Origin of the sequence: Exiguobacterium sp. s150 (assembly GCF_018618435.1) — a bacterium.
Lineage (GTDB): Bacteria > Bacillota > Bacilli > Exiguobacteriales > Exiguobacteriaceae > Exiguobacterium > Exiguobacterium alkaliphilum.
Genome location: NZ_JACSMC010000003.1, coordinates 25857 through 52043, shown reverse-complemented (window position 1 = coordinate 52043; position 26187 = coordinate 25857). Strand labels below are relative to the sequence as shown.

At 52.0% G+C, this 26187-nt stretch carries 25 protein-coding genes and 1 other annotated feature; of the genes, 22 read left to right on the top strand and 3 right to left on the bottom strand.

Translation table 11 applies throughout. The annotated features are described in order from the left end of the window. Window positions 1-17 precede the first annotated feature (17 nt). The 14 genes from recD2 to KNP76_RS02965 all read left to right on the top strand — a co-directional run bounded on the left by recD2 (window position 18) and on the right by KNP76_RS02965 (window position 15818). On the top strand, window positions 18-2225 hold the full coding sequence (gene recD2, locus KNP76_RS03030; protein WP_251137312.1) for an SF1B family DNA helicase RecD2: 2208 nt from the start codon (window positions 18-20) through the stop codon (window positions 2223-2225). 308 nt (window positions 2226-2533) lie between these two features. Then, window positions 2534-5173, top strand: a complete 2640-nt coding sequence (gene alaS / locus KNP76_RS03025; protein WP_214842583.1) for an alanine--tRNA ligase — start codon at window positions 2534-2536, stop codon at window positions 5171-5173. Between the two features lie 37 nt (window positions 5174-5210). Then, window positions 5211-5477, top strand: coding sequence for an IreB family regulatory phosphoprotein (locus KNP76_RS03020; protein WP_024369914.1), 267 nt, complete (start codon window positions 5211-5213; stop codon window positions 5475-5477). A 1-nt stretch (window position 5478) separates the two neighbouring features. Then, the gene (gene ruvX, locus KNP76_RS03015; RefSeq protein ID WP_024369915.1) at window positions 5479-5901 is read left to right on the top strand and encodes a Holliday junction resolvase RuvX; all 423 of its coding nucleotides are present in this window, start codon (window positions 5479-5481) and stop codon (window positions 5899-5901) included. 13 nt (window positions 5902-5914) lie between these two features. After that, entirely contained in the window at window positions 5915-6211 is a 297-nt protein-coding gene (locus tag KNP76_RS03010) for a DUF1292 domain-containing protein (protein ID WP_024369916.1), read from the top strand. Window positions 6212-6281: 70 nt separating this feature from the next. Further along, window positions 6282-7424: an endolytic transglycosylase MltG gene (gene mltG, locus KNP76_RS03005; RefSeq protein WP_081825914.1), complete on the top strand. Its 1143-nt coding sequence runs from the start codon at window positions 6282-6284 to the stop codon at window positions 7422-7424. A 65-nt stretch (window positions 7425-7489) separates the two neighbouring features. Then, window positions 7490-8131 carry an O-methyltransferase gene (locus KNP76_RS03000; RefSeq protein WP_211779722.1) on the top strand — a complete coding sequence of 214 codons (642 nt, stop codon included), beginning with the start codon at window positions 7490-7492 and terminating at the stop codon, window positions 8129-8131. A 16-nt stretch (window positions 8132-8147) separates the two neighbouring features. Beyond that, on the top strand, window positions 8148-8783 hold the full coding sequence (udk, locus tag KNP76_RS02995) for a uridine kinase (protein WP_214842581.1): 636 nt from the start codon (window positions 8148-8150) through the stop codon (window positions 8781-8783). 66 nt (window positions 8784-8849) lie between these two features. Next, window positions 8850-9323, top strand: a complete 474-nt coding sequence (gene greA, locus KNP76_RS02990) for a transcription elongation factor GreA (protein WP_029595793.1) — start codon at window positions 8850-8852, stop codon at window positions 9321-9323. 54 nt (window positions 9324-9377) lie between these two features. Continuing rightward, entirely contained in the window at window positions 9378-10082 is a 705-nt protein-coding gene (gene mtnN / locus KNP76_RS02985) for a 5'-methylthioadenosine/S-adenosylhomocysteine nucleosidase (RefSeq protein WP_211779721.1), read from the top strand. Window positions 10083-10157: 75 nt separating this feature from the next. Continuing rightward, window positions 10158-11117 carry a beta-ketoacyl-ACP synthase III gene (locus KNP76_RS02980; protein ID WP_214842580.1) on the top strand — a complete coding sequence of 320 codons (960 nt, stop codon included), beginning with the start codon at window positions 10158-10160 and terminating at the stop codon, window positions 11115-11117. Then, complete coding sequence (fabF, locus tag KNP76_RS02975; protein WP_214842578.1) at window positions 11114-12346, top strand: beta-ketoacyl-ACP synthase II; 1233 nt, start codon at window positions 11114-11116, stop codon at window positions 12344-12346. The genes KNP76_RS02980 and fabF overlap by 4 nt, the downstream gene beginning before the upstream one ends. A gap of 66 nt (window positions 12347-12412) precedes the next feature. Then, window positions 12413-13945, top strand: a complete 1533-nt coding sequence (locus tag KNP76_RS02970) for a peptide ABC transporter substrate-binding protein (RefSeq protein WP_214842576.1) — start codon at window positions 12413-12415, stop codon at window positions 13943-13945. A gap of 205 nt (window positions 13946-14150) precedes the next feature. Continuing rightward, window positions 14151-15818 carry a peptide ABC transporter substrate-binding protein gene (locus tag KNP76_RS02965; protein WP_214842574.1) on the top strand — a complete coding sequence of 556 codons (1668 nt, stop codon included), beginning with the start codon at window positions 14151-14153 and terminating at the stop codon, window positions 15816-15818. A gap of 90 nt (window positions 15819-15908) precedes the next feature. On the opposite strand, the gene trpS is transcribed toward KNP76_RS02965, so the two are convergent. Together trpS and KNP76_RS02955 are read right to left on the bottom strand one after the other, a co-directional pair. Beyond that, entirely contained in the window at window positions 15909-16907 is a 999-nt protein-coding gene (trpS, locus tag KNP76_RS02960; protein ID WP_214842572.1) for a tryptophan--tRNA ligase, read from the bottom strand. A 47-nt stretch (window positions 16908-16954) separates the two neighbouring features. Further along, window positions 16955-17164, bottom strand: a binding site (T-box leader). 46 nt (window positions 17165-17210) lie between these two features. Further along, window positions 17211-17579, bottom strand: a complete 369-nt coding sequence (locus KNP76_RS02955; protein ID WP_211779716.1) for a DUF3899 domain-containing protein — start codon at window positions 17577-17579, stop codon at window positions 17211-17213. A gap of 271 nt (window positions 17580-17850) precedes the next feature. Between KNP76_RS02955 and KNP76_RS02950 the strand changes: the two genes are divergently transcribed. The 5 genes from KNP76_RS02950 to KNP76_RS02930 all read left to right on the top strand — a co-directional run bounded on the left by KNP76_RS02950 (window position 17851) and on the right by KNP76_RS02930 (window position 23770). Beyond that, window positions 17851-19467, top strand: coding sequence for a peptide ABC transporter substrate-binding protein (locus KNP76_RS02950; protein ID WP_034809608.1), 1617 nt, complete (start codon window positions 17851-17853; stop codon window positions 19465-19467). A 304-nt stretch (window positions 19468-19771) separates the two neighbouring features. Then, window positions 19772-20698 (top strand): oligopeptide ABC transporter permease, encoded by a 927-nt coding sequence (opp3b, locus tag KNP76_RS02945; protein WP_211779714.1) that lies wholly within the window; start codon window positions 19772-19774, stop codon window positions 20696-20698. Further along, on the top strand, window positions 20698-21723 hold the full coding sequence (gene opp3C, locus KNP76_RS02940) for an oligopeptide ABC transporter permease (protein WP_214842570.1): 1026 nt from the start codon (window positions 20698-20700) through the stop codon (window positions 21721-21723). The genes opp3b and opp3C overlap by 1 nt, the downstream gene beginning before the upstream one ends. Before the next feature lie 23 nt (window positions 21724-21746). Then, on the top strand, window positions 21747-22820 hold the full coding sequence (locus KNP76_RS02935; protein ID WP_034809605.1) for an ABC transporter ATP-binding protein: 1074 nt from the start codon (window positions 21747-21749) through the stop codon (window positions 22818-22820). After that, window positions 22820-23770, top strand: a complete 951-nt coding sequence (locus tag KNP76_RS02930; protein ID WP_034809604.1) for an ABC transporter ATP-binding protein — start codon at window positions 22820-22822, stop codon at window positions 23768-23770. The genes KNP76_RS02935 and KNP76_RS02930 overlap by 1 nt, the downstream gene beginning before the upstream one ends. Before the next feature lie 73 nt (window positions 23771-23843). Here KNP76_RS02930 and KNP76_RS02925 read toward each other — a convergent pair whose 3' ends face one another. After that, entirely contained in the window at window positions 23844-24374 is a 531-nt protein-coding gene (locus tag KNP76_RS02925) for an HD domain-containing protein (protein ID WP_214842568.1), read from the bottom strand. A 223-nt stretch (window positions 24375-24597) separates the two neighbouring features. On the opposite strand from KNP76_RS02925, the gene KNP76_RS02920 reads away from it, so the two are divergent. The 3 genes from KNP76_RS02920 to mecA all read left to right on the top strand — a co-directional run bounded on the left by KNP76_RS02920 (window position 24598) and on the right by mecA (window position 26151). Next, window positions 24598-24735, top strand: a complete 138-nt coding sequence (locus tag KNP76_RS02920) for a hypothetical protein (RefSeq protein WP_167331259.1) — start codon at window positions 24598-24600, stop codon at window positions 24733-24735. Between the two features lie 180 nt (window positions 24736-24915). Beyond that, complete coding sequence (spxA, locus tag KNP76_RS02915; RefSeq protein ID WP_015881217.1) at window positions 24916-25314, top strand: transcriptional regulator SpxA; 399 nt, start codon at window positions 24916-24918, stop codon at window positions 25312-25314. A 180-nt stretch (window positions 25315-25494) separates the two neighbouring features. Then, the gene (mecA, locus tag KNP76_RS02910) at window positions 25495-26151 is read left to right on the top strand and encodes an adaptor protein MecA (protein WP_034809600.1); all 657 of its coding nucleotides are present in this window, start codon (window positions 25495-25497) and stop codon (window positions 26149-26151) included. Window positions 26152-26187 lie beyond the last annotated feature (36 nt).

Genomic DNA, 26187 nt, shown 5'->3' with positions numbered 1-26187 from the left:
TGGGGGTGGCTCACATGATGGCAGCACCTTACGAGTTGACAGGAAAAGTCATCCGCGTCCTGTTTCAATCGGAAGAAGAAGCGCATACGATCGCGCTTGTACGTATAAAAGAAAAAAACTTTGAGACCGACGAGACCGAGATGGTCATCGCCGGGGTCGGTGTCGGAATCGAGAAGGGCGAGACGTATAAGGCGCACGGCCGTCTCGTCGATCATCCACGGTTCGGCAAACAGATGAAGGCGGATTGGATTCGCCGCGTCGTCCCGATGACGAAACGAGCGGCCGTCCGCTTTTTGACGAACGGATCGTTTCCGGGCATCGGGCAAAAGACGGCGCAAAAGATCGCCGACACGCTCGGTGACGACTGCATCGACCAAATCGTCAAACATCCGAGCGTCCTCTCGAACGTCGACGGATTGAAAGAGAAACAAGCCCGTGTCATCACGGAACGGTTGAACGTCTTGTATGGCGTCGACCAATTGCTGTTGTTCTTGGCCCCGTTCGACGTGACGCCACGGCTCGCCTCGAAGATTCATAAAGAATATGAAGGACGGGCGATGGAGACGATCGAGAAGAACCCTTATGCGCTCATGTACGATGTGCCAGGGATCGGCTTCAAGACGGCCGACGCCATCGCGGCACATTTTGGCATTCAAGGCATCCATCCGGAGCGGATTGCCGCCGCCGTCTTGTACGTGCTCGAACTCGAGCAAGGGAACGGGCACTTGTTCGTCACGTCGGAACAGCTCCACCGTGAGATGCCGCGCATCATCGGGGGGGACCCGGGCGATGCGCTCGTATCCGCGCTCGAGACACTCGCCCAAGACGAACGCATCATCGTTGAAGATGGGGTCGTTTATCATCCGCGCGTGTATCGGGCTGAACGAAAGGCGGCCGAAGAACTTGCCCGCATCATGTCGACCTCGACGACGGAAGACGTCGATATGGCGACGATTTTCGATGCCGTCGGTCGCGTCGAGGAGATGTTCTCCATCGAGTACGCGAAACAACAGCGCGAGGCAATCGAGCTCGCGTTGAAATCGCCGCTCATGGTGCTTACCGGCGGACCGGGAACCGGGAAGACGACGGTCGTGCGCGGGATTATTCACGCGCTGAGCGACGTCTTCGACTGGAAACTTGAACCGGTACCGAACCAGCCGTTCCCGTTCGTCCTCGCCGCACCGACCGGACGGGCCGCGAAACGGCTCAGTGAATCGACCGGGCTCCCGGCTTCGACGATTCACCGGTTGTTAAAGTTCGATGGCAGTTCGTTCCAAGTCGATGACACGAACCCGCTCGTCGGGAAAGTGCTCATCGTCGACGAGGCGTCGATGATTGACATCTTCTTGTTCCGGAGCCTGCTCCGGGCCGTGCCGAACGGGATGAAGATTCTTTTCGTCGGTGACCGCGACCAACTCCCTTCGGTCGGGCCTGGTCAAGTGCTCGCCGATTTGATGTCGACCGACGGTATCCCGGTCGTCCGTCTCGATGTCGTCCATCGGCAGGCGTCCGAGTCGAGCATCCTCCGTTTGGCGCATGCGCTCAACGCGAAACAGATGCCGGACGACTTACTGGCGGCGCTCCCGGACCGGCGCTTCTATACGGCGAACCAAGAGACGGCGCTCCAAGCGATCTGTCAGATGGCCGGGGCTGCACTCCGAAAAGGCTATTCACCGTTTGATATCCAGATTCTCGCGCCGACGTATCGTGGCGTCTGCGGCATCGATGGACTGAACGAGGCGCTTCAAAACGTGTTCAATCCGAAGTCGGCGGCGAGGGAAGTGAAGCACGGTAACCGGACGTATCGGAACGGGGACAAAGTGCTCCAGCTCGTCAATAACGCCGAGGAGAACGTCTATAATGGGGACATCGGGGAGATCACGAACATCTTTTACGCGAAAGAGAACGTCGACAAGGTCGATAAGATTTATATCCGCTTCGACCAAATCGAGGTCGAGTACAATCGGAGCGAATGGGACCAGTTCACCCACGCCTACGCCATCACGATCCATAAGTCACAAGGATCCGAGTTCCCGATCGTCCTTATGCCCGTCTTCTTCAACGGTGGGTTCCGCTCGTCGCGCAACTTGATTTATACGGCCGTCACGCGCGCGAAGAAGAGTTTACTCCTCTTTGGCGACGTCCGCGCACTCGAGGCGGCGACACGGGAAGAAGAGCCGGTGCGCCGGACGAAGCTCGTCGAACGGCTCGGCGGCAAGTCTTGACGAACGCTTGAACACGTGTGATAATGACCAATAGAAAACTGAAACGATTAAAGACGATGAAAGAACCGAGTACGTCGTCACCGCCTCATCAGAGACATCTTCCTAGGCTGCGAGAAGATGGGGGTCGGCCGACCGAAGCTAGTCTGGAGTCCCCACTCATCCTGGGCGCCTCATCCACGTTATCGGATGTTCGAGGCACGGCTTTGCCGTGCGAACGAGGGTGGTACCACGAAGCGATGCTTTCGTCCCTTTCCATAGGGATGGACATCGCTTTTTTTCGTTTCGTTCAGAATAAGGAGGAATTGTTGATGAAACCGCTCAAACCATTAACTGGCGCACAGATTCGCCAAATGTATTTAGATTTCTTCAAATCAAAAGGACATTCGGTCGAACCGAGCGCTTCGCTCGTACCGGTCGAGGACCCGACACTGCTTTGGATCAACTCGGGCGTCGCGACGCTTAAAAAATATTTCGATGGTCGCGTCATTCCAGCCAACCCGCGAATCGTCAACGCACAGAAGTCGATTCGGACGAACGACATCGAGAACGTCGGAAAGACGGCTCGTCACCATACGTTCTTCGAGATGCTCGGAAACTTCTCGGTCGGGGAGTACTTCCGTGAAGATGCGATCAAGTGGGGCTGGGAACTTCTCACGAGCGATGAGTGGTACGGACTCGACCCGGACCGCCTCTCCGTGACGATTCACCCGGAAGACGAAGAAGCGAAACGTATCTGGATCGAGCTCGGCGTACCGGCTGACCGCATCATCCCGCTCGAAGAAAACTTCTGGGAAATCGGGGAAGGCCCGTCTGGCCCGAACACGGAAATCTTCTTCGACCGCGGCCCGTCGTTCGGTGACGACCCGACCGACCCGGAACTCTACCCGGGCGGCGAGAACGAGCGCTACCTCGAGATTTGGAACATCGTCTTCAGTCAGTTCAACCATGACGGGCACGGCAACTATACCGAGCTCCCACGGAAAAACATTGATACGGGGATGGGTCTTGAGCGAATGGCGAGCGTCATGCAAGACGTGCCGACGAACTTCGACACAGACCTTTTCATGCCGATTATCCGCGAGACAGAGAAAATCAGCGGCGAGACGTATCGTGCCGACAGCAGTAAAGACGTGGCGTTCAAAGTCATCGCCGACCATATCCGGACCGTATCGTTCGCGATTGGGGATGGGGCACTCCCATCGAACGAAGGCCGTGGCTACGTCCTCCGTCGTCTCCTCCGTCGTGCCGTTCGTTACGCGAAGATGCTCGGAATCGAGCGTCCGTTCATGTACGAACTCGTCGACGTCGTCGGCGACATCATGGTCGACTTCTACCCTGAGGTCCGTGAGAAGAAAGACTTCATCAAGAAAGTCGTCAAAAACGAGGAGGAACGGTTCCACGAGACGCTTCATGACGGCCTTGCCATCTTGAACGAAGTCGCGAAAGCGCAAAAAGCGACTGGGTCGAACGTCATCAGTGGGGAAGACGCGTTCCGTCTTTACGACACGTACGGTTTCCCGCTCGAGTTGACGATCGAGTACGCGGAAGACCATAACCTCTCGGTTGACGAGGACGGCTTCAAACAAGCGATGAACGCACAGCGTGAGCGGGCCCGCATGGCGCGCGCCGACGTCGAGTCGATGCAAATCCAATCGGGTGTACTCGCAGACATCACGCTCGAATCGTCGTTCATCGGCTATACGAATCTCGGCACAGAGGCGAAAATCGTCAGCTTGATTCATGACGGTGAGCTCGTCGACGTCGTCGCAGCCGGAGAGGAAGCCCAAGTCATCCTCGACCAGACGCCATTTTACGCGGAGAGCGGCGGTCAAATCGGTGACAAAGGTCAAATCGTCGGGTCGGACTTCGTCCTTCACGTCAAAGACGTCTCGAAAGCGCCGAACGGTCAAAACTTGCATACGGTCACGGTCACGTCGGGCATCGCTAAGGCGGAAGTCGCAGTGACGGCAACGGTCGATCAAGACGCACGTCAAGCGATCATCAAGAACCACACGGCGACACACTTGTTGCATCGTGCCTTGAAAGACACGCTCGGCGAGCACGTCAACCAAGCCGGTTCCCTTGTGACGGCGGATCGTCTCCGCTTCGACTTCTCGCACTTCGGTCAAGTGACGGCAGAAGAGCTTCAGGCGATTGAACGTCAAGTGAACGAACGCATCTGGGCATCGATTGGTGTCGACATCGAAGAGATGAACATCGCCGACGCGAAAGCGAAAGGTGCGATGGCGCTCTTCGGTGAGAAGTACGGGGACGTCGTCCGCGTCGTCGCGGCCGGAGACTCGGTCGAGCTTTGCGGTGGTTGCCACGTCGGCAACACGGCTGAAATCGGACTCTTCAAAATCTTGTCGGAGTCAGGGATCGGTGCCGGTACACGACGCATCGAGGCCGTCACAGGAGCGGGCGCATACGAAGTCATGAACCAGCAAATCGAGACGCTCGAATCGGCAGCAAAACTGCTCAAGACAAAACCGCTTGAAGTGCCGACACGTGTCCAGGCGCTCCAAGCCGAGTTGAAAGACGTGGAACGTGCGAACGAGTCGCTCAAAGCGAAGCTCGCGAACATCGAAGCGGCGTCACTCACGGATGCGCTTGAAACGATTCAAGGGGTCCAGTTGATTGCCAAACGCGTCGACGGCCAAGACATGGACGCGCTCCGCGGCATGGTTGATGAGTTGAAAGGCAAGCTCGGCTCAGCCGTGATCATCCTCGGCTCGGCGAACGGCGACAAAGTCAATCTCGTCGCCGGTGTGACGAAAGACTTGAACGACCGTGGCTTCCACGCCGGAAAACTGATTAAAGAAGTCGCGACACGTTGCGGTGGCGGCGGTGGCGGTCGCCCTGATATGGCGCAAGCCGGAGGCCGTGATGCGACAAAACTCGATGAAGCATTGAAGTTTGCTTCACATTACGTCGAATCACTGGCATAATAGAATGTGAAGTGCAAACGGAAAGAGGTGGATTCTTGTGAGCCAAATGGATCGCACGATGCAATTCAATTTTCCAGAAGATGATAATCGAGCCAACACTCGGGAGACACTGATCACGGTGTATAAAGCGCTCGAGGAAAAAGGCTACCAACCGATCAATCAAATCGTCGGATATTTGTTGTCAGGTGACCCTGCCTACATTCCGCGTCATAACGATGCGCGAAACTTGATTCGCAAAATCGAACGAGATGAACTGCTCGAAGAGCTGGTCAAATCGTATTTGAACGATCGTAGAGAGGATTAATATGAAGCGAGTCATGGGGCTCGATGTCGGGTCGAAGACGATTGGGGTCGCCGTGAGCGACCTCATGGGCTGGACGGCACAAGGTGTGGAGACGGTCTACTGGACCGAGCCGGACTTTGACGAGGCCGTCCGTCTGCTCCGACCAATCATCGAGCAGTACGAAGTGAAAGAAGTCGTTGTCGGTCTCCCGAAGAACATGAACGGGACGATCGGGCCGCGAGGCGAGGCGTCAGAGGCGTTTGCCGCTGCCCTCACCGAGGCCACGGGCTTACCGACGATTTTAGTCGATGAGCGCCTGACGACGATGCAAGCGGAGCGGATGCTCATCTCGGCAGACGTCAGCCGCAAAAAGAGAAAAGCGGTCATCGATAAGATGGCGGCGGTCATGATTTTACAAAACTACCTGGATCGTTCAGGGAAATAAGGAGGAATTACTCATGGCAGAAATCCGTCGTGAAGAAGAAATGTACCGTATTCCAGATGAAAATGGAGACGAGCATTTATTTGCAGAAATTTTCCGGATGACGAGCGACCGCTCGAAGAAGACGTTTGTCGTTCTCGAGCCGGTTGGCAACCCGGAGACAGAAGATGAAGATACAATCGAAGTATACGCGTTCGAAATCGAAGAACTTGAAGATGGCGAATTCATCTTGAAGCTCGTCGAAGACGATGACGACTTCGAAGAAGTCATGGAAGCATTCGACATCGTCAACGACGAAGTCGGTTTAGACTAATACGTGGACGGGCGGCTAGGGGAAACCCTCGTCGCCCATCTTCATAAAAGAAGAACAGGGGAGAACATGCATGAACTATCCATCGATGTCAGATGAGAAGCGTGCACGAAGCCGGATCGTTCGTCGTATCACGGTGATTATCCTTGCTGTCTTTCTTCTTGTCATCGCCACCGGTGCTGCCGTCTCGTACGCATTCGTAAAACGGTCACTTGAGCCCGTGGACCCGACATCGACTGAAACGGTCGAAGTCGAGGTGCCACTCGGTGCAGGCTCAGGGTACATTGGCGAACTACTCGAAGAGAATGGACTCGTGAGGAATAGCGCGATTTTCCGTCTTTACACACGGTTTAAAAATGAATCATCGTTCCAAGCGGGGACGTACACGTTATCCCCGTCACAGTCGCTTGACGAGATGATCGCAACGCTGAAGACCGGCAAAGTGATCGTCGTTCCAGATATCCGATTGACAATTCCAGAAGGGTTCACGATTGACCAAGTCATCAAACGGCTTGCGAACGTCGCTGAGATTCCGGAAGAAGAAATTTCGGCTCAATTGAGTGACAAGGAGTATATCGCTTCTCTTGTCGCGGAACACGAGATGTTGACAGACGAAGTGTTAGCGGAAGGCATTTACCATCCGTTAGAAGGTTACTTGTTCCCGGCAACGTACGAGTTCGATAAAGGGGTCACGCTCACGCAGATCATCGATGAGATGTTAAAGCCGACCGAACAGCTCTACAACGAGAACAAGGCGGCGCTCGAAGCAGCGGGACGGACGTTCCATGAGACGCTCGCGCTCGCGTCAGTCGTCGAAAAAGAAGCGGTCTCGACGGAAGACCGTCAAGAGATCGCCGGTGTGTTCGAAAACCGTCTAGCGGACGGCATGCGGCTCCAGTCGGACCCGACCGTTTGGTACGGGACGGGAGAGACGTCGATCTTCACATCGTTCAACGACTTACAAAACGATTCGCTCTATAACACGTACAAGTATGCCGGCATCCCGATCGGTCCAATCGCATCGGTCAGCCGGGACGCGTTCGCCGCGACGCTCAACCCGAACGACACAGCAAACTTCTATTTCTATGCACGGCCGCCTCGTGAGGGGTTCCCGAACGGCGAAGTATTGTTTGAAGTGACGTACGAGGAACACCAGCAGAACGTGAACCAGTACCGTCCGGAATGGGAAGCGTTCGAAGCAGCAAACAACAATTGACGGCATCGACCGGAAGCACTCGCTTCCGGTCGTTTGAATGAATAGAGAGGTAGAGGTGTCAGAAAGTGGAACATGCATCCTATGAAGGCTATGTGGAACAGTTGGTCACGCCTCGGTCGCCGCTCTTAGCGGAGATGGAGGAGTTCGCCCGCATCCATCACGTGCCAATCATGGACTTGACCGGGTCGGAAGTGCTGTTGTCGCTCCTCGCGATGCAGCGTCCGGTCCGGATTCTTGAGGTCGGGACGGCCATCGGCTATTCGGCCATCCGGATGGCGGAGCTGTTGCCGTCCGCTGAAATCGTCACGATCGAACGGAACGCGCGTCGCCATGAAGAGGCGTTATCGTTCATCGGTCGCTCTGACGTGAAGGACCGAATCACGGTCATCCATGGCGATGCCGTCGAGTTGATCGGTTCGATTGAAGGGCCGTTCGACGCCGTCTTCATCGATGCGGCGAAAGGACAGTATCAAAAGTTTTTCGATGGGTATGGCGCTTTAGTACCGATTGGTGGTACGATTTACAGCGATAATTTATTTTTACGAGGCGACGTCTTGCTTGAAGACGTGTCGGTGCTTGACCGCCGCCGCCGCAGGCTCGTCCGTCTCGTGAAAGAGTTTACTGAGCAATTGATGGCACGGACCGATTATCATACCGCAATTTTGCCCCTTGGTGATGGCCTAGCAATCAGTCGTAAATTACGATGAGGAGGATTCAACTTTGATGCAACATAAACCCGTCATTATCGGCGTGGCCGGGGGGACCGGGTCAGGAAAGACGACCGTTGCCCGCGCGCTCGTGGATGCGTTCAAAGGACAATCGGTCGTCATGATCGAGCAAGACGCGTACTATAAAGATCAATCGGAGATGACGATGGAGGAACGGTATAAGACGAACTATGACCACCCGTTCGCCTTCGACAACGATCTATTGATTGAGCATATTCAACAGCTACAAGAACATCAGGCCATCGAGAAGCCGGTATATGATTATGCGGCCCACACGCGCTCAGACAAGACGATTTTGATCGAACCGGTCGACGTCGTCATCGTCGAAGGGATTTTGGCGCTCGAGGACGACCGTCTCCGTGACTTGATGGACATTAAAGTGTTCGTCGATACCGATGCCGACGTCCGCATCTTACGCCGGATGCAACGCGACTTGAATGAGCGGGGCCGCTCGATCGACTCGGTCGTCGCCCAGTACACGAACGTCGTCCGTCCGATGCACTTGCAGTTTTGCGAGCCGACGAAGCGTTACGCGGATATCATCGTCCCAGAAGGCGGCGAGAACTTCGTCGCCATCGATTTGCTCGTGACGAAGATTCGTTGGGTGCTCACGGAGCGCAATCGCGCCTAATAAATAAATCGTTTTCAATTTATGCCTAGCTGTAATATACTAGGGGACAATGAAGGAGTGACAGAAATGGCTGAAAAACAACATTACATGACGTTAGACGGAAAAGCGAAAATCGAGAATGAATTGAACGAACTGAAGACGGTACGCCGTAAAGAAGTCGTTGAAAATATTAAAATCGCACGTGACTTCGGCGATTTGTCGGAGAACGCTGAGTACGACGCTGCAAAAGAAGAACAAGCGATGGTCGAAGGCCGAATCGCGCAACTTGAAGAGATGCTCCGGAACGCGGTCATCATTCAAGACGACGTGGCGGACAACTCGATGGTCGCGATCGGCAAGACGGTGACGTTCTTCATCCAAGAAGACAACGAAGATGAGACGTACACGATCGTCGGTGGCGCAGAGGCCGATCCGTTCACAGGCAAAATCTCGAACGAATCGCCAATCGCGAAGGCGCTTCTTGGCCGTACGGTCGGGGATGTCGTCAACGTACAGACACCTGGCGGCGACATGGTCGTCGAAATCAAAGAAATCAAGTAACGCAAACGAGCGACATCCATTTGGACGTCGCTCTCTTTCTGAGGAGGAATGGACATGAAAATCGGGATTATCGGAGCAATGGAAGAAGAAGTGAACTTGCTTCGTAACGAATTGACAGAGCGTACGGACACGGAGATCGCGAGCTATCACTTCTATGAAGGCTACCTCGGCAACGTCGAGGTCGTCATTTTGAAGTCGGGCATCGGGAAAGTGAACGCGGCCATCGGCACGACGCTTCTCATCGACAAGTTCAAGCCGGACGTCGTCATCAACACCGGCTCAGCGGGCGGTTTCAAAAAAGGAATGAAAGTCGGAGACGTCGTCGTCTCGACAGAAGTAAGACATCACGACGTCGACGTGACGGCGTTCGGTTACGAGTACGGACAAGTACCAGGCATGCCAGCGGCGTATCCGGCTGATGCGCGACTCATGGACGTCTGTAAAGAAGTGATTGAGAACTTGCCTGACGTGAACGTGCATACCGGACTCATCGTCACAGGAGATTCGTTTATCAACGACTCGAAACGTGTCGCCGAGATTCTCGGGCATTTTGACGGTGTCGCCGCCGTCGAAATGGAAGCCGCGCCGATCGCCCAGACGTGCTATCAGTTCGGTGTCCCGTTCGTCGTCACGCGCTCCATCTCGGATAGTGCTGACGAGGAAGCGAATTTGTCGTTTGATGAATTTTTAGAAACGGCTTCGATTAACTCTGCGAAAATGGTCATGGCCGTGACGAAACGACTCGGTCAAGGTGAATAATTGAGAGGGATGCGTTGACATCCCTTTTTTATTCCCTTATATTAGTACCAGATACTAAGAATAGGGGTCATCATTATGAACATTGGAATCATCGGCATCGGTTCGTTCCTTCCGACAAACCGTGTCACAAACGTCGATTTGGAAAAACGAATGGATACGAGCGACGAATGGATTCGGACCCGGACGGGGATTGAAGCGAGACACTTGGCCGATTCGGATTTGACGGTAGCCGACATGGCCACCCACGCAGCGGAACGTGCACTTAAGAGCGCGGGCGTCTCAATCGAAGATATCGACGCCATCGTCTGTGCGACCGCGACAGCACCGTCCTTCCCGGCGACCGCGTGTCTCGTCCAAGCGAACCTTGGCGCCAAGCGTGCCGTCGCCTTCGACGTCAGCGCGGCTTGTAGCGGCTTCATCTTCGCGATGGATACGGCGAAAGGCTTGATGGTGTCGAAAGGCTTTAAAAAGACGCTCGTCATTGGCGCCGAGAAGATGGGCAATCTCATCGATTGGGACGATCGATCGACGGCCGTCTTGTTCGGAGACGGGGCCGGTGCCGTCGTCTTAGGCGAGGACGAGGTCGCCTCGGTCGACTCCATCATTCTCGGCAGCGACGGGACGGGTGGGAAGTATTTATATGAGAACGACGAAGGCAAGATTGTTATGAACGGTCGCGAAGTGTTCAAGTTCGCCGTCCGTAAAATGCCAGACATCGTCGTCGAGGCGCTCGAACAGGCCGGCAAGACGATTCAAGATATGGACGTGCTCGTCCCGCACCAAGCGAACCGCCGTATCATCGAGGCGGCGATCGAGCGGTTAGGGCTAGCTGAAGAGAAAGTCGTCGTCACGATTCAAGACCATGCGAACACGTCGGCCGCCTCAATCCCGCTCGCACTTGCCGAGGCGGTGAAGAGCGGAAAAATCACGGCCGGTCAGACGGTCGTCATCGCCGGCTTCGGTGCCGGGCTCACTTGGGGAGCGAGCTGTTTAACTTGGAATAACGCTAACATCACGGAGGAGATTAGGACATGAAACGAGTAGTCATTACAGGGTTAGGTGTTGTATCACCGCTAGGCAACGACGTCAACGAGATGTGGGGACGGTTATTGAACGGGGACAACGCCGTCGACACGTTGACAAAGATCGATATCGACCAATATCCGGCAAAAGTCGGGGCCGAGGTCAAGTCGTGGGACATCAGCCATTTGGTGGAGCCAAAAGAGATCCGCAAGATGGACTCGTTCATCCAATACTCGATTTTAGCAGCAGACGCCGCCCATAAAGACAGCGGCCTCGACGTAGCGGCCATCCCGAATCAAGTCGGAACGTGGATTGGGAGCGGCATTGGCGGGGTCGAGACGATTGACAAACAGTCGACGGTCCTTCACGAACGTGGACCGCGCCGCATCAGCCCGTTCTTCATCCCGATGATGATTCCGAACATGGCGAGCGGCCAAGTGTCGATTTATCTCGGGGCGAAAGGGCCGAGCAACTGTTCGGTCACAGCATGTGCGTCGGGGACGAACTCGATTGGGGAAGCGTTCCGCGTCATTCAGCGCGGCGACGCACTCGCGATGTTCGCCGGCGGTGCGGAAGCACCGATCACGCCACTCTCGTTCGCAGGATTCTGTGCGAACAAGGCGCTGTCGACAAACCCGGACCCTGAGACGGCATGTCGTCCGTTCGATGAGAACCGAGACGGCTTCATCATGGGCGAGGGTGCCGGCGTGCTCGTTCTCGAGGAATACGAGCATGCGAAAGCGCGTGGCGCGAAGATTTATGCGGAAGTCGTCGGTTACGGCATGAGCTCGGACGCGTACCACATCACGGCACCGTCACCAGAAGCCGAAGGCGGTTCGAAAGCGATGAGTGAGGCGCTTCGTGACGCGAGCATTCGCCCGGAGGACGTTCAATACATCAACGCCCACGGAACGAGCACACCGCTCAACGATATGCTCGAGACGAAAGCGATTCGGAACGTGTTCGGGGAACACGCCGACAACCTCGCGGTCAACTCGTCGAAATCGATGATCGGGCATTTGCTCGGGGCAGCAGGCGGGGTCGAGGCCGTCATCACGGCGCTGTCGATTCATGAAGGCAAGATTCATCCGACGATCAACTGTGCGTCACCTGCACCAGACTGTGACCTCGACTACGTTCGAGACGGAAATCGGGAACTTGACATCCAGTATGCACTTAGCAACTCACTTGGCTTCGGGGGCCATAACGCGACGCTCGCGTTCGCGAAAGTGACAGACTAATACTAGAAAATTGTTACAGAAACGGTTAGGGTATAAGGGTTGGACTAACAGAGAGGAGAATGCGTGATGAAACGATTTTTCATCGGTGCCGCCTTGTTAGTTTCAGTCCTTATCCTTTTTTTCTTTCTTTGGAACGGACAACGAGACGCGGCGAAAGAACTAGCACCACCTGAAGAGCAAGTCGTGACGATTCACGGGGAGACGCTCCCGGAGCAACCGAACGTATTGCTCGCCATCGACCCGAGTTCGCAGACGATTTTATCGCATTTATATGAAGGCTTATATCGTTTCGGGAAAGACGGGACGATCGAGCCGGGGCTCGTGGAGACGATGACGCGCACGGACGACGGGACGACGTATACGTTCACGTTAAAAGACAGTCAGACGTCAAGCGGAGAAGCCGTCACGGCGGAAACGTTCGTCAATCATTTCCGGACGCTCGCTGACGATGACACGAATTCGCCGTTCAGTTTCTTCTTAGAAGATGTCGTGAACGGGAAGGCGGTCAGCCTCGGCACGGCAGAGCCGGAGACGCTCGGCGTGACGGCGATCGATGATTCGACACTTGAAGTGACCCTCGAGCGACCGATGGAAGGGTTCGAGGAAATACTCGCCATGCCTGCCTTCTTGCCACAGCCGGCGATTGGTGAATGGACTGCGCTTGACGGCAATGGCCCGTTCCATATCGAGTCGATGGACGCGGCACAAGTGACGCTCGTGAAAAATGAGAACTATCACGCGGCAGAGGACGTCACGATCGAACGCGTCGTCGTCCGAACGGAAACGGCGCTCGCGACTGAAACGAACGGGATGCATCCTGTCCCGTATGGAACCGATGAGGCCGATCTCGAGTCATGGGAAGGGAAACTCGTCGACATCCCGCGTAGCGGCATCTTCTATTTGAAGCCAAACGTCGAAGGGTATCCGTTCGACGATGTGGAATTTAGACGGAGCCTTGCTCTCGCCGTCGATCGGGACGCGATTTCACCGAAACTCGCCCGGGCCGAACGAACGACTGAACGCTTGCTCGTCATCGATGAGACGGAAGCGAACACGACCGTTGATGGAGAAGCGGCCGAGACGTTCGAGTCCGTAAAGGAACGGTTGCAGCAAGAAACGATTGAGATTGAGCTTCTCAGTTTCGTCGATGATGAAGCAAGACAAATTGCCCAGTCCATCAAACAAAATCTTGAGCAACTCGATGAGCTCACCGTCAACATCGTCGAACTTCCGCTCGGCGAGAAAGTTAGGAAAGAAGTCGCAGGGGACTATGCGATTTCGTTATCCGGGTGGCAGCCAGATTATCCGTCGCTCCGTGCTTATTTGACCCAGTTCGAGACGGACAACGTGTTAAATTCGAGCGGCTATGCAGACGACACGTTCGACCGACTGATGACAGAAGCGCAGGCGACCGAGTCGAAACAAGCACGCGACGAAGCGTATCGTCAAGCCGAACGACACTTGCTTGAACAAGCCGTCGTTATTCCAATCTATCAAGCTGGAAGAACGTATGCCGTCGATGACCAATATGAGGAAATCGGTTTTCCAGTCATCGGTCCTTCGTACGTCCTACATTTTTCGAAAGTATATAAAAAATGAGTAAAAAGCCCGTCTATTTAGGCGGGCTTTTCGACTATGGTAAAAATTTTTTAGAAAAATCAAAATAAATACTTTGCAAAATTATCAGAATATTGTATTATTGCTTCAACGGGATTGTGGTAGCAAATTTTGTAAAGTGAAAAATGACTGAATTTTCTACCATCGTTCATTCTGTTAAACCGAAAAAAATCAGGGGGTCATCGCAATGAATAAGAAAAAAGGTTTTGCTTTAGCAACGTCAGTAACGCTCATCTCGAGTGCGTTTCTAGCAGCTTGTTCGGGTGGGGAAGATACAACAAACAACGAAACAGGTTCAAACGGATCTGGTTCAGAAGGTACGCCGGATGAAGCGCAAGTCCTCAACTTGCTCGAAGGTTCAGATATTCCTTCACTTAACCCGACGCTCGCTACTGACTCAGTATCGTTCAACGTATTGAACAACGTTATGGAAGGTCTTTATCGCATGGACGAAGAAGACAACCCAACACCAGGTATGGCTGAGTCGCACGAAGTATCAGAAGACGGCTTGACGTACACGTTCAAAATCCGTGAAGGCGCTACTTGGTCTAACGGAGAGCCTGTAACGGCTAACGACTTCGAATACGGTTGGAAAGAAGTACTCAACCCAGACAACGGGTCACAATATGCTTACGTTATGTCAGTCATCGAAGGCGCTGAAGCTTACAACTTAGGCGAAGGCGAGCGTGACGCTGTTGGTGTCACAGCTGTCGATGAGCAAACACTTGAAGTTAAATTGACAGCTCCGGCTGATTACTTCCTTGGTCTCACAAGCTTCGGCGTATTTATGCCTAAACTTGAGTCGTTCGACCAAGAGCAAGGCGAGAACCTCGGTACGTCTGCAGAGACAACTCTTTACAACGGACCGTTCAAACTCGAAAGCTGGGAGCGCGAACAAGGCTGGAAAATGGTTAAAAACGAAGAGTATTGGGATGCAGAAGCAGTCAAACTTGACGAGATCAACTTCCGCGTCGTAAAAGAAGTCCAAACGGGCGTCAACTTGTACGAAAACGGTGACGTGGACCGCACTGGCTTGACTTCTGAGCTCGTTGCCCAGTTCCAAGACAGCGAAGACTTCTCTACTGTCGTAGAACCTACACTCTTCTACCTCCAATTCAACTCAGCTGTAGAAGCGCTTGACAACCAAAACATCCGTAACGCGATCGATCGCGCATACGATAAAGCAGCAATCTCAGAGACGCTCCTCGCGAACGGATCGATTCCTGCGAACTACCTCGTACCGAAAGACTTCGTAACAGGTCCTGACGGCAACGACTTCCGTGACATCAATGGAGACATCGGTGGCTACGACCCAGAAGAAGCGAAGCAACTTTGGGAAGCTGGTCTTGAAGAGCTCGGTACAGACACAGTTGAACTTGAGTTCTTGAACTATGACTCAGAGACTGCGAAGCAAATCGGTGAGTTCATCAAAGGTGAGCTTGAGAAGAACCTCGAAGGAATCTCTGTCACAATCAAGCAACAACCGTTCAACAACAAACTTGAACTTGAAAGCGCTGGCGATTTCGAAATGTCATTCGCTGGTTGGGGACCTGACTACCAGGATCCAATGACATTCGTTGACCTCTTCGTCACTGACGGACCATACAACCGTGGTAAGTGGTCGAATGAAGAATTCGATGCCCTCATCGAGTCTGCGAAATCAAGCACAGATGCTGAGCAGCGTTGGGCTGACCTCGCGGCAGCAGAGAAAATCGTTCTTGAAGAGAGCGCAATCTCGCCAGTTTACCAACGTGGATCGGCTCGCCTCACGAAGCCATACGTGAAAGACATCGTTGAACATGCGTTCGGCGCTGACTACTCGTACAAGTGGGCATTCATCGAAGGTAAAGAATAATCAATTGTTTTCAAAAGAGAGACAGGGACGCCTGCCTCTCTTTTTTATGCATGAAAATAACCGTCACCATGATGTTGGTGACGGTTATGGTTACTTCACTTTGGCGCGTTTGCGGCTGAGACCCATCGCCTTCTCGATTTTGGCGAGATTCTTGTTGGCGACCGCTTCTGCCTTCTCACGGCCGGCATCGAGAATCGCATCGAGCTCAGCTGAATCGACGAGCTCGTGATAGCGGGCTTGAATCGGTTCGAGCAACGAGACGACCGCCTCGGCGACGTCTTGTTTGAACGTACCGTAATTCGAGTCTTTATAGCGTTCGACGAGTTCGTCAATCGGTGTATTCGTCGAGAGCGAATAGATTTCGAGCAAGTTCGAGATGCCGGGTCTGTTCTCACGGTCAAAGGAGATGATTCCGCTCGAGTCCGTCACGGCACTCTTGATTTTTTTACGGATGACGTTCGGTTCATCAAGCATTGAAATATAGCCTTTTGCGTTTGCGTCAGACTTCGACATCTTCTTCACGGGATTCGTCAAGCTCATGATGCGGGCGCCTTCTTTTTGAATGAGCGGCTCCGGAATCGTGAGCGTCTCATAGTAGCGTTTATTGAACCGTTCCGCCAAATCGCGTGTCAGCTCGACATGCTGCTTTTGATCATCGCCGACCGGGACGAGCTCGGTGCCATACAGGAGGATGTCCGCTGCCATGAGTGTCGGATAGATGAACAGACCAGCCCCGACGTTATCGCCGCCTTGCGATTTGTCTTTATATTGCGTCATTCGTCCGAGTTCGCCCATGCCAGAAATACATGTCAACATCCAGCCGAGCTGGGCGTGCGCTTTCACTTCTGATTGAACGAAAATCGTCGCTTTCTCAGGGTCGAGCCCGCACGCGAGATAAAGCGCTGCGAGTTTCCGTGTGTTGTCCATCAGTTCAAGACGGTCAAGCGGGACGGTGATGGAGTGAAGATCGACGACGCAGTAAAATGCATCGTGCTCGTCTTGAAGATCGACGAACTGTTTCATCGCCCCTAAGTAGTTCCCGAGCGTCACGACGCCGGTCGGTTTAATGCCTGAAAAGATTTTTGCCATGATTGCACCTCCAAAGAATATAAAAAACCGCGGTCTCCCGCCCGAATAATCGGGACGAATAACCGCGGTGCCACCCAAATTTGCATGAAGTCATGCCACTTGAACGCGTTAACGGGCGTGAGCCGTCTCGCCATACTCAAATTTCAGGCGAACCATTCCAAAGTCCATTCAACCGAATCACTTCCATCTACTCGCAGCAACGTAGACTCTCTGGGGGAAGGGGGGTTCGATTTACTTGTCTTCTTCATCATGTTTTTCTAGATGATGTCTTCAGTTTAGCATAAGGTTGAAAAGACGGGAAGGTCAAACGAACGATAGGACATACGACAAGATGACGGCGGCGACCCCGACCAAGATCCAACGTCGGGCGCTCTGTTTCCGCTCGGTCCGTTCTTCTGGTGTCACTTCCTCGTCTTCCTCATAGTCAGGGTCGATTTCTTTCAGTTTGGCCCGACGATTTCGTTTGAACCCGTACATGAACCCATCGAATAAACCGGATGCCCCCATCTCAGAGAACATGCCGATCGCGAAGACGATCATCCCACCGACGAACAGCCCGCCACTGATGTGGAACAAAAACGTCTCTGGTCGATAATACGATGCGTACGACCAAATCGTATAGCCGATTGTGACAATTCCCAAAACGATTAATATCGCTCTAAACTTTTTCAATGTGTCAAACTCCTTTCAACGTGAAGCGTCGAACACGACTTCACCCTACATGGCTCTATGATACCTGTTGATGTGACGTTATGGCGAGAGTGAAGTTCAGAAAAATATTATGGTTCATCAATTAGTTGACAGTTAGATTAAAAATTTTTTACAATAGCCCTAACGTTCTTTCGTCGGATACTTTATGAAATATTCAGAAAATTAAAGAAAAAATAAGATGTTGCATCCGGCGATACGCTAACTACATAGATTCTGAAAGGGGACAATTACGATGAAGAAAAAATCGATTTTGCTCATGATGACGCTCATCTTGGCACTCGGTTCAGTACTCGCCGCCTGCTCGACTGGCGGAGACTCTGACGGCGGTTCGTCTTCGAACGGAGAAAAAGTACTTCGTTTGACGGATACGTCTGACATCACGACGGCCGACCCGGCCTTGGCAACGGATGCGGTCGCATTCAACTTGATCGCCAATACGATGGAGGGCCTCTACCGCTTAGACAAAGACGGTCAAGCCGTACCAGCGATGGCAGCAGGCGAGCCGGAATTGAATGAAGACGAGACAGTTTACACGTTCACACTTCGCGATGCGGAGTGGTCAAACGGTGAGCCGGTCACAGCGAACGACTTCGTTTACGCTTGGCAGCGCGCCGTCGACCCGGAGACAGGGTCACAGTACGCCTACATCATGAACACGATTAAAAATGCAGAGGCGATTAATGCCGGCGACCTTCCAAAAGAAGATCTCGGTGTGCAAGCAATCGATGAGAAGACGCTTGAAGTCACACTTGAGCGTCCAGACCCATCGTTCATCTCGCTCACGTCGTTCGGTACGTTCACGCCGATCAACGAAGCGTTCGCGACTGAACAAGGTGAAAACTTCGCGACGAACGTCGACAACCTCCTTTACAACGGTCCGTTCACATGGTCTGAATGGAACCGTGAACAAGGTTACGTTTTAACGAAAAACGATACGTATTGGGATAACGCCAACGTCGCGCTCGACAAGGTCGACGTCCGTGTCGTCAAAGAGACATCGACGGTCGTCAACTTGTACGAAGCAGGGGAAGTCGATTACGCTGGCCTCGCTTCTGAACAAGTCGCGGCTTTCCAAGACAGTGAAGACTTCAACACGGGACTCCGTTCGGCAGTCGGCTACTTCAAGTTCAACCACGAGGACGAAGTATTCGCTGATGTGAACGCCCGTAAAGCGGTCGCGCGTGCTGTTGATCCGGCCGGTATCATCGACCAGCTCTTGAACAACGGTTCGATTGCCACGACGTCGTTCATCCCGAAAGACTTCATCAAATATGAAGACGGCACGGATTACACGGAAGGACTTCAATACTTCGAAACGAATACAGACGAAGCGGCATCACTTTGGGAAGAAGCGACTGGCGGCGAAGAGATGACGATTGAACTGCTTTCATTCGACTCAGAAGTTTCAAAACAGATCTCGGAGTACATGAAAGACCAAATCGAGACGAACTTGCCAGGCGTGACGGTCACGATCGCGCAACAGCCTTTCAACAACAAGTTGGAGCGCGAAGCGAGCGGGGACTACCAGATGTCATTCGCCCTTTGGGGACCTGATTACCAAGACCCGCTTACAAACCTCGGCATCTTCACGTCGAACAACGGTCAAAACGACATCAACTACAGCTCAGCCGATTACGACCGTCTCATCGACGAAGCATCAGCTGAAACGTCAATCGATGCACGTTACGACAAGTTCAAAGAAGCAGAACAACTCTTGATCGAGCAAGACCAAGCGATCATGCCGATTTATCAAGCCGGCGTCGCGTACTTGATTCGTCCAAACGTTGAAAACTTCAACCGTCAACTATTCGGTGCTGACTATCAGTACAAATACGTCGACATCAATTAAAGAACGTGGGGGCATGCAAACGCATGTCCCCCGTTTTCTAAAAAAAAATCGGAATTGAGAGAAAATACTATTCAAATGTTTTGTTGGTAAAGTATAATGTAGTAACAGTGAAAATTCAGAATACTTCACAAAGTTTGACATTTTGGGTTTTCATGTGCTGTACTAAGAGCCTTGAGATGACGTTTGACCTATTCTTTCAGAAAATTCCTTTCATTATGTGAATTCAAGAATAGGGAAATATGTCATAGTGATGCTGTTGGTGCAAGCATAGACATATATTTAGAAAAACAGGGGGTTTTTATTTATGGGACGTTATCTTTTGCAGCGGCTGACTTACGGCCTCATCACGTTCTTCTTGATTGCGACGTTCACATTTTTCCTGATGGACCTGTTACCAGGGTCACCGTATCAAAACCAGGAAAAGCTGACGGAAACGCAAATCCAAATCTTAAACGATCGTTACGGACTTAACGATCCGCTTCCAGTTCGTTATGCGACGTACATGGGGAACCTTGTACAAGGTGACCTGGGTGTGTCGTTCCGTACGGCCAACCGGCCAGTGACGGACTTGATCATGGAACGAATCGGACCATCGGCACAACTCGGTCTCCAGGCGTTGATTCTTGGGACACTCGGTGGGCTCTTGCTCGGTATTTTAGCAGCGATTCGTCATAACACGATTGCGGACTATGGTGCGATGTTCGTCTCTGTAATTGGGATTTCTGTCCCATCATTCGTCTTTGCGGCCCTCCTTCAGTACTACGTGGGCGTTAGATGGGGTGTTTTGCCTGTCGCCTTCTGGGACTCGCCAGCCCATACGATTTTACCAACGATTGCGTTATCGCTCGGTGTAACGGCTTCGATTGCCCGTTTTGTCCGTACAGAGATGCTTGAAGTCACCGGACAAGACTACGTCACGTTAGCGAAAGCAAAAGGGTTGACTGGGAATGCAATCGTTTGGAAGCACATGGTGCGTAATGCGATTATCCCGGCGATCACGATCCTCGGACCGATGACGGCTGCGTTGTTGACAGGTACATTTGTAATTGAGAAAATTTTTGCCGTTCCTGGACTCGGTGAATTGTTCGTAACGTCGATTACGTTGAATGACTATTCGGTCATCATGGGGACGACCCTCTTCTTCTCGGCGATCTTCATTTTGATTATTTTGCTTGTCGACTTGCTCTACGGAGTTGTTGACCCACGTATTCGTCTTGGGGGGGATAACTGATGATTGAAAATAAAAAGAATTACGAGCAGTTCGACCAAGACATGTTCCAACCGGTTGAAATGAACGAACAGCTCGCAGAACGGATTGCAGGGAAAAGTTTGAACTTCTGGCAAGATGCATGGATGCGCCTAAAGAAAAACAAAGCCGCCATCCTCTCGCTTTCAATTATTTTGATTTTAGTATTGCTCGCCTTGTTCGGGCCGATGATGTCGGGCCGTGACGCGTATTCACAAAACATCGCGCAAGCGAAACTTCCGCCAAAAGTCACAGGACTTGAATGGGCCGGATTCGACGGGATGGCGACGTTAGGTGGCCGCGATATCAACTTCTATGAACAAAAGAACGTCGAAGAAAACTATTGGTTCGGAACGGACTATCTCGGCCGTGATCTTTGGTCACGTGTATGGGAAGGGACGCGCATCTCACTCTTCATCGGTCTCGTCGCTGCCATCATCGATACGATTATCGGTGTGGCGTATGGTGGGGTCTCGGCTTACTTCGGTGGCCGTGTCGATAACATCATGCAACGGATCGTTGAGATTTTGACAGGTGTACCGAACTTGATCTTGATTATCTTGTTCATTTTGATCTTTGACCCTGGGGTGTTCACCATCATCTTGGCGATGACGATCACCGGCTGGATCGGGATGAGTCGACTCGTCCGTGGACAGATTTTGAAACTGAAAAACCAAGAGTTTGTTTTGGCTGCGCGTACACTCGGTGCCTCAAGTAACCGTTTGATTTTCAAACACTTGATCCCGAACACGCTCGGTGCGATTATCATCACGCTCATGTTCACGATTCCATCTGCCATCTTCTTCGAGGCGTTCCTCAGCTTCATCGGGATCGGACTTCAACCACCACAAGCGTCACTTGGTACGTTGATTAACGATGGGTACAAAGAGCTACGGACATTCCCGTACCTTCTCGTCGTACCATCGACCATCATCGTCTTGCTCATGGTCAGCTTCAACTTGCTCGCCGACGGCTTGCGTGATGCGTTCGACCCGAAAATGCGTAAATAATTCAGAAAGAGGGGGACTCGTGCATGGAAACGATTTTATCTGTACGAGACTTAGCGGTCTCGTTCCATACGTATGCTGGAACGGTTCAAGCCGTTCGCAATGTATCGTTTGATTTGAAAAAAGGCGAGACGCTCGCAATCGTTGGAGAGTCGGGTTCTGGTAAATCCGTCACATCAAAAGCGATTATGCGTCTCATCCCGAACCCGCCAGGTGAGATCACAAACGGAGAGATTTTGTTTGATGGAAAAGACTTGGCGAAACTTTCGGAAAAAGAAATGCTTAAAATTCGTGGTCGCGACATCGCGATGATTTTCCAAGATCCGATGACGTCGCTCAACCCAACGATGACAATTTATAAACAAATCGCTGAAGGTTTGAAGCAACACCAAGGACTCAGAGGAGAAGATGCGAAGAAGCGTGCGCTCGAATTGCTCACACTCGTCGGCATCCCGAACCCTGAAGCTCGTCTCAAACAGTATCCGCACCAATTATCTGGTGGGATGCGTCAGCGGATCGTCATCGCCATCGCGCTAGCCTGTAACCCGAAGGTGTTGATCGCCGATGAGCCGACGACGGCACTTGACGTGACGATTCAAGCCCAAATCCTTGAGTTGTTGAAAGACATTCAACAAAAGACCGGCACAGCGATTATCTTCATCACGCACGACCTCGGTGTCGTCGCGAACATGGCTGACCGTGTTGCCGTCATGTACGCTGGGAAAATCGTGGAAAAAGGGACGGTCGATGAGATCTTCTATGAGCCACGCCACCCGTATGCATGGGGACTGCTCGGCTCGATGCCGCGTCCGACGGATGACCCGAACCAGGCGCTCCCGGCTATCCCGGGTACACCGCCGAACTTGTTGAACCCGCCGAAAGGCGATGCGTTCGCGCCGCGTAACCCTTACGCGATGAAGATTGATTTTGAGAAAGAGCCACCGATGTTCCAAATTAGCGACACGCACTACGCAGCAACCTGGTTGTTGCACCCGCAAGCGCCGCAAGTCACGCCGCCATCGGCAATCATCGATCTCGCGCTCAAATATCGTCCGGATAGCGCGTTCGCGAAATCGATTGGGAAAGGTGGTGCTGAATAATGGAACGTGAAAAATTATTAGAAGTACGGGACTTAAAGCAGCACTTTAAAATCGGACGAGGCCGCGTCGTCAAAGCGGTCGACGGCATCTCGTTTGATATTTATAAAGGTGAGGTACTCGGTCTCGTAGGTGAGTCTGGTTGTGGGAAGTCGACGACTGGACGTACGATTATCGGTCTTTACGATGCGACAGACGGAGACGTCATCTTCAAAGGCGAGAACGTCCACGACAAGAAATCAAAAGCGGAAAAGTTGAAATTCAACCGAGCGATGCAGATGATCTTCCAAGATCCATACGCCTCGCTCAACCCGCGGATGACGGTCGCGGACATCATCGCCGAAGGGATTGACATCCACGGCCTCGCGAAGACGAAAGAAGACCGGATGAACCGCGTCTACGACCTTCTCGAGACGGTCGGTCTCACAAAAGAACACGCGAGCCGTTACCCGCACGAATTCTCTGGCGGACAACGCCAGCGGATTGGGATTGCCCGCGCGCTCGCCGTTGAGCCAGACTTCATCATCGCCGATGAGCCGATCTCGGCACTCGACGTATCGATTCAAGCTCAGGTCGTCAACTTGATGAAAGAATTGCAACGTGACCGCGATCTCACGTACTTGTTCATCGCTCACGACTTGTCGATGGTCAAGTACATCTCGGACCGCATCGGCGTTATGTATCAAGGACATATCGTCGAACTCGCGCCTGCAGATCGCTTGTACGAAAACCCGATTCACGCGTATACGAAGTCACTCCTCTCTGCGATCCCGCTTCCGGACCCAGAGCATGAGCGGACGCGTAAACGCATCATCTACGAGTCGAAGTCACTCGGTGCCGTCGGACGTTCGGATGAGGATTCAAGCATCCCACCGCTCCGCGAAGTCGAGCCTGGCCATTTTGTCTCATTAACGGATGCAGAATACGAAGCGTATAAAGCACAACTCGTGTAAACTCGTCACCCTGAATCGTTTGATTCAGGGTGTTTTTGCGCAACAAAAAACACCACCAGAACGTTCCGGGGTGTCAGGCGTTTGAGATGCGCGGTAAGTTCGAGAGCCGGTCGACGACTGAATCGATGGCGCGGACGCGGCTGAGCGCATCTTCGATTTCCATCGTCTCATAGTGATGCAATCCGCCTGGCTGTTCGACGAACGTATCGGCATCGTGGACGAGTTGTTGAAGCGGGGTCCGTTGAATGCGGCTCGGCGGCAAATACGAATCTGTGTGAAGTAAAATCATGACAGAAATCTCTTTGGCTCGGGCAGGGTCTTCACCGAGTCGAATCAAGAGTTTATGAGCCCGTTCAGCTCCTTTAATGGCGTGGATGTCGTTTTGACGATACAAATCATAATTCCACTTGCCTTCTGTATACCACTCGTAGTGACCGATATCGTGAAGTAGGGCGGCCTTCGTCGCCAAATCCGTGTCAAGCCCTCGTCGCGTCGCCAATTCGAGAGCGCGCTCACAGACGTCGACCGCGTGTTTTAAGCCTGATCGCGTCAAATATTTTTGGGTGACGGGGTGCTGCATAATCGTTTCTAACGTGATTCTCATGATCGCTCTCCTCCTTGGTGATTTCAAAGGTTATTTCTATTAACTATACGGGAATTGAAAAGGAAAAGCAAATTTGTAACGTGTGAAATATAAATTTAATTGGAGAATGTGCAACATTATTCATATAGATATGCTATAATTTAAGTGTAGATTTAGTGCGATTTCAAGATTTTTAGATTCGGTAATGGTCGGTTTTTCCTTATGGCGATGGGGGTGAGAGACCATGAAAGAGCGTGACAAAGTGTTGCAACAAAAGAAAAAGTTATTGAAAGAAGTATTGAAGAAAAAATTGAAAGACTTGCAAGTGAAGCCTGGCAAAGAAACGGTGTCACAACCGGTTTCTCGGATACCGGCTTCCTAGAACGTCGATCAAGGTCGCATCTTTCTCACAGATGCGTCCTCTTTTCTTACCTCAATGAGAAAGAATATCATTGATGTTTGAATAAATAAGAATTATTATAATTAAGTGAACGCATTTTTGGGTATACAGATAGAGTCACTTGAAAAAGATGAACGAACATTTGATCAGGGAGGAACGAACATGGTCACACTTTATACGTCTCCGAGCTGCACATCGTGCCGTAAAGCGCGAGCTTGGCTCGAAGAACATGATATCCCCTTCACGGAACGGAATATATTTTCAGAGCCGCTCTCACTTAACGAGATTAAACAAATTTTACGTATGACAGAAGACGGGACCGATGAAATCATTTCGACCCGCTCAAAAGTTTTCTCTAAAATTGACGTATCGGTCGACGCGCTTTCACTCCAGCAACTTTACGATTTGATTCAAGAGTATCCAGGGCTGTTACGCCGTCCGATTTTGATTGATGAAAAACGTTTACAAGTCGGGTACAACGAAGATGAGATTCGTCGCTTCTTGCCGCGCAAGGTCCGGACGTTCCAACTTCAAGAAGCCCAACGGCTTGTCAACGAATGAGGAAGCATACTGTCTAAGCAGTGTGCTTTTTATTATCCCGTTTTTCCGATAAAATAGTGGTAACAACCCCATCATCATAAGATTGACACATTGAAAAGAGGGTACTATTATTACAAGACAATTTCCCCTCTCCTCCTTGACGTACGAAGTAGGAGTGAGGTGAGAAGGGAGTGGACAATCGTGAAAATTGAGCGCATCAATGACAACACCGTCAAATTTTTCATCACCTATGTCGATATCGAGAAACGCGGTTTCGCCCGGGATGAAATCTGGTACAACCGTGAACGTGGTGAGCAGCTGTTCTGGCAAATGATGGACGAGGCGCACGAACGGGAAGATATCTCGTTTGATGGTCCACTATGGATACAAGTACAAGCTTTTGAGAAAGGTCTCGAAGTGACCGTCACAATCGCGAAGAATGTGATTGATGCCGAAGATGATTCGGAACTCGGTTCGCTTCTTCGCTCAGCCATTGACGAAGCCCGGGATCAACAATCTGTCCTCGACCAATTGAGTGAACTCGATGAACTTGACGCTGAGACGGAGGCGTGGGCTCCACTCGCGATGGAAACGAATGATTTCGAATCGATGATTGCCCTCAGTAAACGAGTCGGCGATACGCTTCATAACGTAACGTTGAAACTTTTCCATTACGATAACCGCTATTACTTGTGGATCGATTTCCCGGATGAAATGGAACCAGAAGAAGAAGAGAATGCCTTGAGTCTACTCGCGGAGTACTTGTCGTTCAGTACGCAAACACTCGCGATGCTAGAAGAGTACGGCAAACTTATCCTCGATGGCGACGTCTTCGGAAAAATACGCCACTACTTTTAAACTGAAATCGCCTGTTCTTGCGGACAGGCGATTTTT

Bases quoted from the DNA above. Each gene is read 5' to 3' on its own strand.
- recD2 (WP_251137312.1), top strand. From the start codon at position 18: ATGGCAGCACCTTACGAGTTGACAGGAAAAGTCATCCGCGTCCTGTTT.
- alaS (WP_214842583.1), top strand. From the start codon at position 2,534: ATGAAACCGCTCAAACCATTAACTGGCGCACAGATTCGCCAAATGTAT.
- ruvX (WP_024369915.1), top strand. From the start codon at position 5,479: ATGAAGCGAGTCATGGGGCTCGATGTCGGGTCGAAGACGATTGGGGTC.
- KNP76_RS03010 (WP_024369916.1), top strand. From the start codon at position 5,915: ATGGCAGAAATCCGTCGTGAAGAAGAAATGTACCGTATTCCAGATGAA.
- mltG (WP_081825914.1), top strand. From the start codon at position 6,282: ATGAACTATCCATCGATGTCAGATGAGAAGCGTGCACGAAGCCGGATC.
- udk (WP_214842581.1), top strand. From the start codon at position 8,148: ATGCAACATAAACCCGTCATTATCGGCGTGGCCGGGGGGACCGGGTCA.
- greA (WP_029595793.1), top strand. From the start codon at position 8,850: ATGGCTGAAAAACAACATTACATGACGTTAGACGGAAAAGCGAAAATC.
- mtnN (WP_211779721.1), top strand. From the start codon at position 9,378: ATGAAAATCGGGATTATCGGAGCAATGGAAGAAGAAGTGAACTTGCTT.
- KNP76_RS02980 (WP_214842580.1), top strand. From the start codon at position 10,158: ATGAACATTGGAATCATCGGCATCGGTTCGTTCCTTCCGACAAACCGT.
- fabF (WP_214842578.1), top strand. From the start codon at position 11,114: ATGAAACGAGTAGTCATTACAGGGTTAGGTGTTGTATCACCGCTAGGC.
- KNP76_RS02970 (WP_214842576.1), top strand. From the start codon at position 12,413: ATGAAACGATTTTTCATCGGTGCCGCCTTGTTAGTTTCAGTCCTTATC.
- KNP76_RS02965 (WP_214842574.1), top strand. From the start codon at position 14,151: ATGAATAAGAAAAAAGGTTTTGCTTTAGCAACGTCAGTAACGCTCATC.
- trpS (WP_214842572.1), bottom strand. From the start codon at position 16,907: ATGGCAAAAATCTTTTCAGGCATTAAACCGACCGGCGTCGTGACGCTC.
- KNP76_RS02950 (WP_034809608.1), top strand. From the start codon at position 17,851: ATGAAGAAAAAATCGATTTTGCTCATGATGACGCTCATCTTGGCACTC.
- opp3b (WP_211779714.1), top strand. From the start codon at position 19,772: ATGGGACGTTATCTTTTGCAGCGGCTGACTTACGGCCTCATCACGTTC.
- opp3C (WP_214842570.1), top strand. From the start codon at position 20,698: ATGATTGAAAATAAAAAGAATTACGAGCAGTTCGACCAAGACATGTTC.
- KNP76_RS02935 (WP_034809605.1), top strand. From the start codon at position 21,747: ATGGAAACGATTTTATCTGTACGAGACTTAGCGGTCTCGTTCCATACG.
- KNP76_RS02930 (WP_034809604.1), top strand. From the start codon at position 22,820: ATGGAACGTGAAAAATTATTAGAAGTACGGGACTTAAAGCAGCACTTT.
- KNP76_RS02925 (WP_214842568.1), bottom strand. From the start codon at position 24,374: ATGAGAATCACGTTAGAAACGATTATGCAGCACCCCGTCACCCAAAAA.
- KNP76_RS02920 (WP_167331259.1), top strand. From the start codon at position 24,598: ATGAAAGAGCGTGACAAAGTGTTGCAACAAAAGAAAAAGTTATTGAAA.
- spxA (WP_015881217.1), top strand. From the start codon at position 24,916: ATGGTCACACTTTATACGTCTCCGAGCTGCACATCGTGCCGTAAAGCG.